The organism is Williamsia serinedens, assembly GCF_024171725.1.
GTDB classification, from domain to species: Bacteria; Actinomycetota; Actinomycetes; order Mycobacteriales; family Mycobacteriaceae; genus Williamsia_A; species Williamsia_A serinedens.
In genome coordinates this window covers 186,878-200,132 of sequence record NZ_JAMTCG010000001.1, presented here as the reverse complement: position 1 = coordinate 200,132, position 13,255 = coordinate 186,878, and the positions used below count along the sequence as shown (strand labels likewise).

The 13,255-nt window shown below is 72.5% G+C and carries 12 protein-coding genes; 3 read left to right on the top strand and 9 right to left on the bottom strand.

What is annotated here, in order from left to right:
• Positions 1–10: 10 nt before the first annotated feature.
• From LX12_RS00890 to rimP, 7 genes are all read right to left on the bottom strand, one after another.
• Positions 11–1,354, bottom strand: coding sequence for an MATE family efflux transporter (locus LX12_RS00890; RefSeq protein WP_308213948.1), 1,344 nt, complete (start codon positions 1,352–1,354; stop codon positions 11–13).
• The gene (locus LX12_RS00885) at positions 1,351–2,310 is read right to left on the bottom strand and encodes a DHH family phosphoesterase (RefSeq protein WP_253652623.1); all 960 of its coding nucleotides are present in this window, start codon (positions 2,308–2,310) and stop codon (positions 1,351–1,353) included. The genes LX12_RS00890 and LX12_RS00885 overlap by 4 nt, the downstream gene beginning before the upstream one ends.
• A 64-nt stretch (positions 2,311–2,374) precedes the next feature.
• Positions 2,375–2,881 (bottom strand): 30S ribosome-binding factor RbfA, encoded by a 507-nt coding sequence (gene rbfA / locus LX12_RS00880; protein WP_253652622.1) that lies wholly within the window; start codon positions 2,879–2,881, stop codon positions 2,375–2,377.
• A 117-nt stretch (positions 2,882–2,998) separates the two neighbouring features.
• Positions 2,999–5,815 carry a translation initiation factor IF-2 gene (infB, locus tag LX12_RS00875; protein ID WP_253652621.1) on the bottom strand — a complete coding sequence of 939 codons (2,817 nt, stop codon included), beginning with the start codon at positions 5,813–5,815 and terminating at the stop codon, positions 2,999–3,001.
• 103 nt (positions 5,816–5,918) lie between these two features.
• Complete coding sequence (locus tag LX12_RS00870; protein ID WP_253652620.1) at positions 5,919–6,302, bottom strand: YlxR family protein; 384 nt, start codon at positions 6,300–6,302, stop codon at positions 5,919–5,921.
• A gap of 63 nt (positions 6,303–6,365) precedes the next feature.
• Positions 6,366–7,400, bottom strand: coding sequence for a transcription termination factor NusA (gene nusA, locus LX12_RS00865; RefSeq protein WP_253652619.1), 1,035 nt, complete (start codon positions 7,398–7,400; stop codon positions 6,366–6,368).
• Complete coding sequence (rimP, locus tag LX12_RS00860; protein ID WP_253652618.1) at positions 7,397–8,017, bottom strand: ribosome maturation factor RimP; 621 nt, start codon at positions 8,015–8,017, stop codon at positions 7,397–7,399. Before rimP ends, nusA begins: the two co-directional genes overlap by 4 nt.
• A 211-nt stretch (positions 8,018–8,228) precedes the next feature.
• Between rimP and LX12_RS00855 the strand changes: the two genes are divergently transcribed.
• Positions 8,229–8,777: a hypothetical protein gene (locus tag LX12_RS00855; RefSeq protein WP_253652617.1), complete on the top strand. Its 549-nt coding sequence runs from the start codon at positions 8,229–8,231 to the stop codon at positions 8,775–8,777.
• Positions 8,774–9,208, top strand: coding sequence for a ferritin-like domain-containing protein (locus tag LX12_RS00850; RefSeq protein WP_253652616.1), 435 nt, complete (start codon positions 8,774–8,776; stop codon positions 9,206–9,208). The genes LX12_RS00855 and LX12_RS00850 overlap by 4 nt, the downstream gene beginning before the upstream one ends.
• 6 nt (positions 9,209–9,214) lie before the next feature.
• Here LX12_RS00850 and LX12_RS00845 read toward each other — a convergent pair whose 3' ends face one another.
• Positions 9,215–10,936 carry a proline--tRNA ligase gene (locus tag LX12_RS00845; RefSeq protein WP_253653127.1) on the bottom strand — a complete coding sequence of 574 codons (1,722 nt, stop codon included), beginning with the start codon at positions 10,934–10,936 and terminating at the stop codon, positions 9,215–9,217.
• A 97-nt stretch (positions 10,937–11,033) separates the two neighbouring features.
• Here LX12_RS00845 and yaaA point away from each other — a divergent pair, with 97 nt between their 5' ends.
• Positions 11,034–11,777 carry a peroxide stress protein YaaA gene (gene yaaA, locus LX12_RS00840; protein ID WP_253652615.1) on the top strand — a complete coding sequence of 248 codons (744 nt, stop codon included), beginning with the start codon at positions 11,034–11,036 and terminating at the stop codon, positions 11,775–11,777.
• Here the strand turns inward: yaaA and LX12_RS00835 are convergent.
• Positions 11,767–13,197 (bottom strand): MFS transporter, encoded by a 1,431-nt coding sequence (locus tag LX12_RS00835; RefSeq protein ID WP_253653126.1) that lies wholly within the window; start codon positions 13,195–13,197, stop codon positions 11,767–11,769. The genes yaaA and LX12_RS00835 overlap by 11 nt on opposite strands.
• Between the last annotated feature and the right edge of the window lie 58 nt (positions 13,198–13,255).

Below are 13,255 nucleotides of genomic sequence, written 5' to 3'. Positions count from 1 at the left end.
TCGCTCGATGCTATCGGCCGACGCCGGACAGCTCGATCCGCGTCCACCGCCCCGACACGAGTCGCGCGGTGACCGCGACGAGCCGCAGGACCATGAACGCGGCGAGCCCCGTCCAGATGCCGGCGAGGCCCCAGTCGAAGGCCAGCGACGCCCAGATCATCGGCAGGAACCCGACGAGGGCGCTCCCGACCGTCGTGGTGCGCAGGTAGGCGGCGTCCCCCGATCCGAGGAGCACGCCGTCGAGGGCGAAGACGACGCCCGCGACGGGCAGCATGCCGACGAGGAACCACCACGGCGTCGCCGAGGCGTCGAGCACGTCGGGGTCGTCGGTGAAGATCCCGGCGATGGGTGTCCGGGCGACCGCGAGCACCGACAGCGCAATCGCGGCGACGGCCACCGAGACGACGGTGACCCGCCGGGCGACGACCCGCGCGGACGACGCCGTACCGGCTCCGAGCGCGGCCCCGACGAGCGCCTGCGCGGCGATCGCCAGGGCGTCGAGCAGCAGCGACAGGAAGTTCCAGAGCTGGAGGACGACCTGGTGCGCGGCCAGGGCGGCCACCCCGAACCGGGCGGCGACCGCGGCCGCCGACAGGAAGCAGACCTGGAACGACAGGCTGCGGACGACGAGGTCACGGGCGAGCGTGAGCTGTGCGCGGATGACGGACGCCACCGGCCACGGGGAGACGGGCGACCCCGACTGCCGGGTCTCCCGCGCGAGCCGCAACGCGAACAGCAGCCCGGCCAGGGACTGCCCGATCACGTTGGCGACCGCGCTGCCGTGCAGCCCGAGGTGCGGTGCACCGAGCAGCCCGTGCACGAGCAGCGGGCACAGCACCGCGCTGAGCCCCAACCCGGTCGCCACGTAGACCACGGGCCGACGGGTGTCGCGGACACCGCGCATCCACCCGTTGCCGGCCATGCTCAGCAGGATCAGCGGCACCCCGCAGACGGCGATCCGCAGCCACCCCGCGGCCTCGTCGGCGACAGCGCCGTCGGACGCGACGAGTCGCACGATCGGCCCGGCGAGGGTGGCGACGACCGCCACGATCACCAGTCCGACACCGACCGCGAGCCACGAGGCGGACACGCCCTCACCGACGGCGGCGGCACGGTCGCCGCGACCGAACCACCGGGCGGACCGGGCCGTCGTGCCGTAGGAGAGGAACGTCAGCTGGGTGCTGACCACGCCGAGGACGACCGTCCCCACACCGAGCGCCGCCAACGGCTCGGTGCCGAGCCGTCCGACGACGGCGAGGTCCTCCATGAGGTACAGCGGCTCGGCGATGAGGACGACGAGCGCCGAGAGGGCGAGTCGGCCGATCGAGGAGTACGCGGTGTCAGTCTCGCTCACGCGGCGGAGAACGCTGCGACGACGTCCTCGACGGCACCGGTGAAGCCGAAGCCGGCGGCGTGCGGGTGCCCGCCCCCGCCGTGTGCCCGGGCGATCGGGACCAGGTCGGTCGCCGAGCGCGAGCGCATCGACACCGTCCACGTGCCCGGGTCGGACTCCTTGAACACCACCGCGACGTCGGCGTCGCCGATGGTGCGGACCAGGTCGATCACGCTCTCGGCCTCGTCCCAGCCGATCGCGTCGCGCCAGGTGTGGTCGACGCAGGCGTAGACCAGCCCGTTTCCGCCGAACGCCTCGGGGACCAGGACGGCCGACCGGAGGGCGTCGGCGACCATGGCGAGCCAGCCGAACCGGTGGGTGTCGAGGAGGGTGCGTGTCCACGCGGGTCCGTCGACCCCGGCGGCGAGCAGTCGGGCGGCGATCGCGTGCGATCCCGGCCGGGCCCACCGGAACGACCCGGTGTCGGTGACGAGGCCGGCGTAGAGGCAGGTGGCGACGTCCGCGTCGATCTCCGCGTCGAGGTCGTCGAGGACCGCGAGGACGAGTTCGGCGGTGCAGTCGGCCTCGGCGTCGACGAGGTCGAGGTCACCGAAACCGGTGTTCGACGCGTGGTGGTCGATCACGACGCGGGTCTCCGCCCGGGTGAACACGTCCTGTAGGTCCTCGAGACGTCCCACGCTCGCGCAGTCGAGCGCGACGGCGACGCGGTGGCCGGCGATCTGGTCGGAGGGGACGACCATCTTCGCCCCGGGCAGCCGTGTGAGGGCATCGGGCACAGGGAGCGCGCCGGGGACGCCGACCTCCACGTCGACCCCGTTGCGGTCGAGTGCGACCGCGAGTGCCAGCGCCGACCCCATGGTGTCGGCGTCGGGCCGGACGTGGGTGAACAGTGTGACGGCGGAGGCGTCGCGCAGGACGTCGACGATGCGCCTGCGGTCGTCGGAGCCGTCGGTCACCGCCACCTCCCCTCGCGTCGTGTCCGTCCCGACGCCGGGATGTCCGACACCGGCGTCGCGGCGCTCAGGGCGCCGAGGAACGGTGCCCATCGTAGCCCCGGGGCTCGTCCCGATCGGCGTCATCGTCGTCGTGATCGGATCGATCGTCGGTCTTGTACGGGTCCGCGTCGCCGGCGGGCACGGCCTCCGCGGCCCTCCGCGCGACCAGCTCGTCCTGGGCCCGGGCCCGGGCGACGAGTTCCTCCATCTCCCGCGCCGCGTCGGGGACGGTGTCGAGGACGAACCGCAGGGTCGGGGTGAAGCGCACCCCGGTCCCGGCGCCGACCTTGGACCGCAGGACACCGGTGGCACGCGCGAGTCCCGCCGCGGCGGCCTCGTAGTCCGGGTCGTCGTCGATCGACGCGCCCATCACCGTGTAGTAGATCGTCGCGTCGTGCAGATCCGCGGTGACGGTCGTGTCGGTGACGGTCACGTGCGCGAGCCGCGGGTCCTTGATCTCCCCGCCGATCGCCGAGGCGACGATGGACGAGATGCGCTTGGCGAGACGCTGCGCGCGGGCCGGATCGGCCATGGTGGATCTCCTTCCTCACCCCTGCCCGGGGAGCCCGACGCCCGGACACCTGATCTCTCGGGTGCCCGGGCGCCGGGTGCGTGAACCTGTCTGCAGTGGGGCGCGGCCCCATGCGGCCTACGTGCGGGCCTTCTCCTGCAGCTCGTAGGTCTCGATGACGTCGTCGACCTTGATGTCGCTGTACGTCAGGGTGAGACCGCATTCGTAGCCCTCGCGGACCTCGGTCGCGTCGTCCTTCTCCCGCTTGAGCGACGAGATGGTGAGGTTGTCCGCCACCACCACGTTGTCGCGCAGGAGCCGGGCCTTGGCGTTGCGGCGCATGATCCCCGACTGCACGAGGCAACCGGCGATGTTGCCGACCTTCGACGACCGGAAGATCGCGCGGATCTCCGCACGCCCGAGCTCGACCTCCTCGTAGATCGGCTTGAGCATGCCCTTGAGGGCGTTCTCGATCTCCTCGATCGCCTGGTAGATCACCGTGTAGTACCGGATGTCGACACCCTCGCGGTTGGCCAGCTCGGTGGCCTTGCCCTCCGCGCGGACGTTGAACCCGACGATGATCGCGTCGGAGGCCGTCGCCAGGTTGACGTTGGTCTCGGTGACGCCACCGACACCGCGGTCGATGACGCGCAGCTGCACCTCGTCGCCGATATCGATGTTGAGCAGCGCCTCCTCGAGGGCCTCCACCGTTCCGGAGTTGTCGCCCTTGAGGATGAGGTTGAGCTGCGACGTCTCCTTCAGCGCGGCGTCGAGGTCGTCGAGGCTGATGCGCTTACGGCTGCGGGCGGCCATCGCGTTGCGCTTGCGCGCGTTGCGGCGGTCGGCGATCTGCCGGGCGATGCGGTCCTCGTCGACGACGAGCAGGTTGTCGCCGGCGCCGGGCACCGAGGTGAAACCGACGACCTGCACCGGACGCGACGGGGTGGCCTCGGCGACGTCGTCGCCGTGCTCGTCGACCATGCGTCGGACACGACCGTAGGCGTCGCCGGCGACGATCGAGTCGCCCACCTTGAGCGTGCCGCGCTGGACCAGCACGGTCGCCACCGGACCGCGACCGCGGTCGAGGTGTGCCTCGATGGCGACACCCTGGGCGTCCATGTCCGGGTTGGCGCGCAGGTCGAGCGAGGCGTCCGCGGTGAGCAGCACGGCCTCGAGCAGGGCGTCGATGTTCGTGCCCTCGCGTGCCGAGATGTCGACGAACATGCTGTCGCCGCCGTACTCCTCGGGGACGAGCCCGTACTCGGTGAGCTGACCGCGGATCTTCGCCGGGTCGGCGCCCTCCTTGTCGATCTTGTTGACCGCCACCACGATCGGCACGTCGGCCGCCTGCGCGTGGTTGAGCGCCTCCACCGTCTGCGGCATGACGCCGTCGTCGGCGGCGACCACGAGGATCGCGATGTCCGTCGCCTTCGCACCACGGGCACGCATGGCGGTGAACGCCTCGTGACCCGGGGTGTCGATGAAGGTGATGAGACGGTGCTCGCCATTGAGGTCGGTGTCGACCTGGTAGGCACCGATGTGCTGGGTGATGCCGCCGGCCTCGCCCTCGCGGACGTTGGCCTTGCGGATCGTGTCCAGCAGTCGGGTCTTGCCGTGGTCGACGTGACCCATGACGGTGACCACCGGCGGACGCTGCTCGAGGTCCTCCTCGCCGCCCTCGTCCTCGCCGTAGGTCAGGTCGAAGCTGTCGAGCAGCTCGCGGTCCTCGTCCTCCGGGCTGACGACCTGGACGACGTAGTTCATCTCGCCGCCGAGCAGCTCCAGCGTCTCGTCGTTGACCGACTCGGTCGCCGTGACCATCTCGCCGAGGTTGAACAACGCCTGGACCAGGGCTGCCGGGTTGGCGTCGATCTTGTCGGCGAAGTCCGACAGCGAGGCACCACGGGCGAGACGGATGGTCTCACCGTTGCCGCGGGGCAGACGGACGCCGCCGACGGCGGGCGCCTGCATCGACTCGTATTCGGCGCGCTTCGCCCGCTTCGACTTGCGACCACGACGCGGTGCGCCACCGGGACGACCGAACGCACCCGCGGCACCGCCGCGACCACGACCGCCGCCGCCACCACGACCGCGGAAACCGCCGGGAGGACCCCCGGGCGAGGCCGTCGGGGCGCCGCCACCGCGGTACCCACCACCGCCGCCGCCGGGACGGCCACCGGGACCACCGGGACGGCCGCGACCTGCGGCACCGCCGGGACCCGGACGGGCTGCGCGTGCCGGCATGGCACCCGGGTTCGGGCGCGGGGGCATGCTGCCGGGACTGGGACGGGGACCGCCCTTGCCGGGCGCCGGACGCGGTCCGCCGGGGCCGGCCGCGGGCCGGGCACCGGGACGGGCCGTGCCGCCGCCCTGCTGCCCCGGCGCCGGACGGGGCGCGGGACGCGGTGCGGGCGTCGACGAGAACGGGTTGTTGCCGACACGCGGGGTGCGCGGGCCGGGCTTCGGACCGGGACGGGCCGGACGCGGACCGGGAGCCTGCGGCGGGGCCGGTGTCGCGGCGGCCGCCGGGGCCGCGGGGGTCTGCGGACCCGGGGTCGGGCCGTCGTTCTTCGGCGCGGCAGGGGCTGCCGGCGCGGCGGGGGCCGCCGGCGGTGTGGACGCGGCGGCCGGGGTGGGGGCCGCGGGCGCGGCCGGGGCCGCCGGGGTCGGGGCGGCCGGCTTCGGCGCGCCCGGCTTCGGGCCGGGGGTCGCGCCGGGCTTCGGCGCGGCCGAGGACGGCGTGCGCGCCGGGGCGCCGCCACCGTTCTTCGCGGCGCCGTCGGACTTCGAACCTGCTGACGGGAACGACTCCCGCAGACGGCGCGCGACGGGGGCCTCCACCGTCGACGACGCCGATTTGACGAACTCGCCCTGCTCGCTCAGACGAGCCAGGACTTCCTTGCTGGTGACACCGAGTTCTTTGGCCAACTCGTGCACGCGGGCCTTGCCTGCCACTGCTCTCCTCACTGGTGAGGCCGAGCGGGCTGCCCGCTACGGCCTCGGATTACGTCCGAAACGTGCTCATCGTGGGAACTTCACGGTGTGCTCATGTCTTCTGCTACCTGTCCTGTCGTGGGCGGGTTGCCCTCGACCCTCTCCGACCACCGTCGGTGGTCGGTCGTCCCTCGCGGTCTGCGAGCAGCGCGTCGATCTCGTCTCCGAGAGCCGACTCGTCCACCCGCACGTCGGGTGTCCGCAACGCGTGGGCGAAGACCCGGCGCCGCACCGCCGACCGCAGACAACCGCGGTCGGGATGGAGCCAGGCACCTCGCCCTGCGAGACCCGACGCACGATCGAGGGTGACCGTCGCGGGGACGGACTCGGTGGTCGGATCAGCGGACACCACCGCAGCGAACCGAATGAGTTCGGTGACCGCGGCGCGCTGTCGGCACCCGACACACGTTCGCACGGGGCCGGAGGTCGTCAGCGCTCTGTCAACCATCGAGCAGTCTACCGCCCGTCGCAAATCCGATGTGTCCGACCGACCCGAGCTCCCCGCGTGTCGTCACGCCCCTGCCGACGGGGCGGTCGCGTCGGCACCGTCGGCCGGACGCGCCTCGGCGTCCGAGCGGATGTCGATGCGCCACCCGGTGAGGCGGGCGGCCAGGCGCGCGTTCTGGCCCTCCTTGCCGATCGCGAGCGACAGCTGGTAGTCGGGGACGACGACGCGCGCGGCCTTGGCCGCCTGGTCCACGACTGTCACCGACACCACCTTCGACGGGGACAACGCGTTGCCGACGAACACCGCCGGGTCGGTGGAGTAGTCGATGATGTCGATCTTCTCCCCCGCCAGCTCGCTCATGACGTTGCGGACGCGCTGGCCCATCGGGCCGATGCACGCGCCCTTGGCGTTGAGACCCGCGACACCGGTGTGCACGGCGATCTTCGACCGGTGGCCGGCCTCACGCGCCACCGCGACGATCTCGACGGACCCGTCGCCGATCTCGGGGACCTCGAGGGAGAACAGCTTGCGCACGAGGTTGGGATGGGTGCGGCTCAGGGTGATCTGCGGGCCGCGGGTGCCGCGGGTGACCCCGACGACGTAGCACTTGATGCGGTCACCGTGGCGGTAGCTCTCGCCGGGGACCTGCTCGGCGGGCGGGAGGATCCCCTCGGCGCCCGTCGCCTCGCTGCCGATGCGGACGACGACCAGACCGCGGGCATTCGCGCGGGAGTCCTGCTGCACGACACCGCCGACGATCTCACCCTCGTGGGTGACGTACTCGCCGAAGCTCTTCTCGTTCTCGGCGTCCCGCAGACGCTGCAGGATCACCTGGCGGGCGGTCGTCGCGGCGATGCGACCGAACCCCTCGGGGGTGTCGTCCCACTCGCTGATGACGGTGCCGTCCTCGTCGAGCGTCTGCGCCATGACCCGGACCTCGCCGGTCTTGCGGTTGACGTCGATGCGGGCGTGCGGCGCGAAGCCGTCGGTGTGGCGGTACGCCGTGATCAGGGCGGTCTCGATCGCGGTGATGACGGTGTCGATCGGGATGCCCTTGTCGGCCTCGATCATGCGCAGAGCGCCGATGTCGATGTTCATCGGTTGCCTTCCCGGCGCGCATCCGCGCCGTCGATGCCACAGAGTTCGAGTTCGGCCGGGCCGGGTGACGAGAAGTCGACGCCGACGACGGCCGCGGTGATGTCGGCCAGCGGGAGCGAGCGGACGTCCCACGTCCCGCGTCTGCCGGGGACGACGACGTCGACGGTGCCCGCGGCCTCGTCGAGGCGTCCCACGCGCCCGGCGACGCGCTCGTCGGGACCGCTCGCGGTGCGCAGGGTCGCGGTCACCTTGCGGCCCTGCGCGCGTCGCCAGTGCCGCGGCGCGGTGAGTGGACGGTCGACGCCGGGGGACGTCACCTCAAGGGTGTACCGGCGATCGCCCAGCGGGTCGGGGTCGGCGCCGTCGAGCGCTGTCGACAGTTCCCGGCTCAGCTCGGCGAGGTCGTCGAGATCGGTGCCGGCGTCGGCGTCGACGACGACGCGGACGACGGTGGAGTCCCCCGACCCGGACTCCTCGACACGTTCGAGGTCCAGACCATGTGCCTCGACGAGGGGCCCGACGACCGTGGCGATCGCGTCGCCGACACCCTGCGTCCGGGGATCCCGTGCCGTCGATGAGGACCGCGCGTCGCGCTCGGTCCGACCGTCGCCCGCCATGACCGGTACCTCCTCGTCTGCAGTTGTCGCCTCGCCGTGGTGCACCCCTCGCGGCCCGGTCACCCGAGCACCGGGAGGTGATGCGCCCGACGGAGTTTACCCGCTCCGAGGGCCGCCTTTGACCGCCCGCGATCGCCGCCGGCCGCAGGACGACGGGACACGGCCGCGGCTGTGCGCGACTCCGCCCGGGCACCTGGCACGATGGTCGACCGTGGCCCCGCGCACGACGTCCGACGTGACCTCCCTCTCCCCGCCCGTGTCGTCGGCGTTGACCCGACGCCAGGCGCTCGTCCGCGGCGCCGCGGTCCTCGGGGTGGTCGGGACCGGCGCGGTGTTCGCCGGATGCTCGACGTCCTCCGGCCCCGACGCGGCGACCCGGACCGCGCAGCAGCTGGCGCCGCTCGCCCGCGCCGCCGGCGAGGACGCGGTCGCCGCCCGCGCGCTGGCCGTGCAGACCCCGGACCGCGCCGCCGCCCTCCGGGTGATCGCCGACGAGCGCGACGTCCACGCCCGGTCGCTGACCGACGAGGTCAGCCGGCTGTCCGCCGACCTCGTGCCGAGCGCGTCTCCGCCCTCCTCGGTCACCCCGTCCGGCCCGGCGGCCCCGGTGGTGGCGACCGTCGACGCACTGCGGGGCCGACTCTCCGGTGCCCGCACGGCGTCGGCGGATCTCGCGGTGACCTCCGACGGGTACCGCGCGGGTCTGCTGGGGTCGATCGCGGCGTCGTTGACGACGCTGGTGGAGGTGCAGCTCGGATGAGTTCCTCCACCGACGCCCTGGGCACCGCCGTCGACACGGAGAACGCCGCGATCTTCGCCTACGGCATCGCGGTGGCCTACGCGGCGACGACCCGGCGCGACACCGTCGACGAGTACACCGCCGATCACCGTGCACGCCGCGACGAGCTCGCCCGGCTCATGACCTCCGCCGGAGCGACACCGCCCGAGGCCGCCGTCGGGTACGTGCTGCCCGTCGCCGTCAGCGATCCCGTCTCCGCCGTCCGTGCGATGCTCGCCGCGGAGGAGGACTGCACCCGCGCCTACCGGGTGCTGCTCGAGAAGGCCGATTCCGACGCCGTCCGGCGGGTCGGGGTGGACGCGCTGTCGGCCGCGGCGGTGCGCGCCGCGCGCTGGCGTCTGGTGCTGCAGGTGTCACCGTCGACGGTGGCGCTCCCGGGCACCGCGTCCTGACCGCGGCTAGGCGTCGAGACCCGCGACGAGATCGTCGACACCGACCTCGGTGACCTCGCCGGAGGCACGTCGACGGACCTCGACGAGACCGTTCGCCCAGCCACGTCCGACGACGACGATCAGCGGGACGCCGATGAGCTCGGCGTCCTTGAACTTCACCCCGGGCGAGGCCTTCCGGTCGTCGAGCAGGACGCTGCGGCCCGCCGCCTCGAGGGCGGCGGCGACCTGCTGTGCGCCGTCGACCAGGGTGGTGTCCTTGGTGTTCGCGATGACGACATGCACGTCGAAGGGCGCGATCGCCGCGGGCCAGCACAGACCCTTCTCGTCATGGGTCTGCTCGGCGACGACCGCGACCATGCGCGACACACCGATGCCGTAGGACCCCTGGATGAGGCGGACCGGGGCACCGTTCTCGCCGAGGACGTCGACCTCGAACGCGTCCGTGTACTTCTGGCCGAGCGCGAAGATGTGCCCGATCTCGATGCCACGCGCGCTGACGAGCGTGCCCATGCCGTCGGGAGAGGCGTCGCCGTCGCGCACCTCGGCGGCCTCGACGGTGCCGTCGGGGGTGAAGTCGCGGCCGGCCACGAGGTCGACCACGTGCTTGCCGGGCTCGTCGGCGCCGGTGATCCACGCGGTGCCGTCGACGACACGGGGGTCGACGAGGTAGCGCACCCCGTTGGCCTGCAGACCACGCGGACCGATGTAGCCCTTCACCAGGAACGGGTTGGCGGCGAAGTCCGACTCCTCGAGCAGGTCGACAGTGCCGGGCTCGAACGACGCCTCGAGGCGCTTCATGTCGACCTCGCGGTCACCCGGGACACCGATGCCCACGATCTCCGGTGTGCCGCCGGGCGCGGTGACCTTCACCATGACGTTCTTGAGGGTGTCCGCGGCGGTCACCGTGCGGTCGAGCGCTTCGTTGGCCCAGTCGACCAGGGTCGCGATGGTGGGTGTGTTCTCGGTGTCGTGGACGACGGCCTCGGGCAGGCCGTCGACCGGGCGTGCCGGGGGCGCCGGGGTGACCACGGCCTCGACGTTGGCGGCGTAGCCGGAGTCGGGGCACCGCACGAACGTGTCCTCGCCGACCTCGCTCTCGGCGAGGAACTCCTCGGAGGCGCTGCCGCCCATGGCTCCCGACGTCGCGGCGACGATGACGTACCGGACGCCGAGGCGGCCGAAGATCCGTTGGTAGGCCTCGCGGTGCGCCGCGTAGGACGCCTTCGCCCCGGCGTCGTCGAGGTCGAAGCTGTAGGAGTCCTTCATGACGAACTCGCGGCCGCGCAGGATGCCGGCGCGGGGGCGTTCCTCGTCGCGGTACTTCGTCTGGATCTGGTACAGCGTGACCGGCAGGTCCTTGTAGGACGAGTACTCGCTCTTCACCAGCTGCGCGAAGAACTCCTCGTGCGTGGGACCGAGTCCCATCTGCACGCCCTTGCGGTCGGTCAGCCGGAACATGTTCGGGCCGTAGTCGGTCCAGCGTCCGGTGGCCTCGTAGGCCTCCTTGGGCAGCAGGGCGGGCAGCAGGATCTCCTGCCCGCCGATGGCGTCCATCTCCTCGCGGACGATCTGTTCGACGCGGCGCAGCACGCGCAGTCCCAGCGGCAGCCAGCTGTAGACTCCCGGCGCCACGCGGCGCACGTAGCCGGCGCGCACGAGGAGCTTGTGGCTGGGGACCTCGGCGTCGGCGGGGTCGTCGCGCAGGGTGCGCAGGAACAGGCTCGACATGCGGGTGATCACGATCGGCCAGCCTAGTGCGACGACGGGGTCCGCCCGACACCGCAGCCGACGGCGCCGGGCGGCCGGGTTGTTAGCGTGTGCCCTCGTGCTCATCGTGTTGCCGCCCTCCGAGACCAAGTCCGACGGCGGTTCCGGGGCGCCCCTCGACCTCGACGCGCTGTCGTTCCCGGAGCTGACCGAGGTCCGTCGGGAGATCGCCGACGCGCTCGTCGCGCTGGCCGGCGACGTCGAGGCGAGCGTCGCCGCGTTGGGGATCGGGCGGTCGCAGCTCGACGAGATCGAGCGCAACGCCGCGCTGTTCGCCTCCCCGACCCGTCCGGCGATCGAGCGCTACACCGGTGTCCTCTACGACGCGCTGGACCACCGCGGGTTGACCCGGGCGGGCAGGCGCAAGGCGTCCGAGCGGTTGGCCGTCGGCTCGGCCCTGTTCGGGGTGGTGCGCGCCGACGACCCGATCCCGGCGTACCGCCTGTCGGCGGGGTCGAAGCTGGCGGGGATGGGGACGTTGGCGTCGCGGTGGAAGCCGGTCCTGACACCGACACTCGCGGCCCTCGACGACGAGGTGGTCGTGGATCTCCGTTCCGGCGGCTACCGCGCGCTGGGCCCGATCCGCGACGCGGTCCGCGTCGACGTCGTGCACGAGGCCCCCGACGGGTCGCGGTCGGTGGTGAGCCACTTCAACAAGCATCACAAGGGGCTCGTCGCGCGGAGCCTGGTGACGACCCGACGTACGGTGCGCGACGTCGAGGGTCTCGCGGCGGTGATCGCCGACGGTGGTCAGCGTGTGGAGGTCGACTCCCCCACGGCGCTGACGGTCGTCACGAGCTGACGGGCTGCTCGGCCGCGTCGCCCTCGTTGGCGGCCTTGGTCGCGAGCTGACCCTCGGCGACCTCCTGCGGGGTGAAGCGCATGAAGAACACGACGACGCCGGTGACGACGGCGATCCCGGCGGCGCAGAGGAACGCCAGGCCGTAGCCGCTGGCGAGGGCGTCGAGCTGGGGCGGGGTCATGTCCTCGACGGGCCCGGTCACACCCCCGAGCGACAGCGTGCGCGAGGTGACGAACGCCCCGACGATGACCAGTCCGATGCCGCCGCCGAGGTTCTGGGCGACCTGCACCATCGCGGTGATGGGTCCGACCTCGTTCGCGCCGACCCCCGCGACCGCACCCAGGGTGAGCGGGACCGACGCGGCGCCCACGCCGAACCCGATGACGATCACCGGGATGAAGATGGCCGGGAAGTAGGACGGTGACGCCGTCGCGATGTGTGCCGCCCAGAGGCAGCCGGCGATGATGCAGACGCCGCCCACCATGACCAGCCAGCGACACTGGATCCACAGCGCGGCCTTCGACGCGACGAGGGCGGCGAACCCCAGCCCGAACGCGAACGGCACCACGGCCAGTCCGCTCTGCAGCGGCGAGTACTCGATGATCCCCTGCAGGAACAGCGCGATGTACACCGCCATGCACATGAGGATGGCGCCCGCGAGCAGGATCGACGCGAGCGCGGCCACGCGGCTGACGCTGCGGAAGAGGCTGAACGGGATGATCGGGTGCCGGGCACGACGCTCGACGACGACGAAGGTGATCCAGGCGATCACCGCGAGCAGCCCCGGGATCCACACGACGGGCCGACCCCACCCGCCGGGACCCTCGTTGACGGCGAACACGAGCAGCGAGGCGCCGAGCGTGGCCGAGACGGCACCGGGCACGTCGAGCGGCAGGCGCTCGCCCTGGGACTCCCCGAGCACCGCGACGGCGCCGAGCACGATGAGCACGCCGATCGGGACGTTGATGAGGAAGACCAGACGCCAGGAGATCTCGGTGAGCGCACCGCCGGCGATGAGTCCGGCGACCGACCCCACCGCGCTCATCGCGGCCCACACCGCGAAGGCGCGACTGCGTGGCTGACCGGGCGCGTAGGTGGTGGTCACCAGGGCCATGGCCGTCGGCGCGGCGACAGCGGCGGCGGCACCCTGCAGCGCACGGCCGATCACCAGGCTCGGCTCGTCCCACGCCAGTCCGCAGAGCAGGGACGTCAGCGTGAAGGCGGCGACACCCCCGATGAACATGCGTTTGCGACCGAAGGTGTCCCCGAGCCGACCACCGAGGAGCATGAGCCCGCCGAAGGCGATCACATAGGCCGTGATGATCCAATTCGCGCCCGACTCGGTGAGGTCCAGGGCGTCACGGATGCGGGGCAGCGCGAGCGCGGCGACCGTGCCGTCGAGCACGACGAGCAGCTGCATCCCGCCGAGGACCACGATGGGCCACCCGAAGACGCGTGTCGCGCCGCCGTCGGCCGCT

Coding starts and splice junctions, on each gene's coding strand:
- nusA (WP_253652619.1), bottom strand. CDS start 7,400: ATGAACATCGACATCGGCGCTCTGCGCATGATCGAGGCCGACAAGGGC.
- LX12_RS00850 (WP_253652616.1), top strand. CDS start 8,774: ATGAGTTCCTCCACCGACGCCCTGGGCACCGCCGTCGACACGGAGAAC.
- LX12_RS00845 (WP_253653127.1), bottom strand. CDS start 10,936: ATGTCGAGCCTGTTCCTGCGCACCCTGCGCGACGACCCCGCCGACGCC.
- rbfA (WP_253652622.1), bottom strand. CDS start 2,881: ATGGCCGATCCGGCCCGCGCGCAGCGTCTCGCCAAGCGCATCTCGTCC.
- LX12_RS00835 (WP_253653126.1), bottom strand. CDS start 13,197: ATGCAGCTGCTCGTCGTGCTCGACGGCACGGTCGCCGCGCTCGCGCTG.
- LX12_RS00870 (WP_253652620.1), bottom strand. CDS start 6,302: ATGGTTGACAGAGCGCTGACGACCTCCGGCCCCGTGCGAACGTGTGTC.
- rimP (WP_253652618.1), bottom strand. CDS start 8,017: ATGGCGGGCGACGGTCGGACCGAGCGCGACGCGCGGTCCTCATCGACG.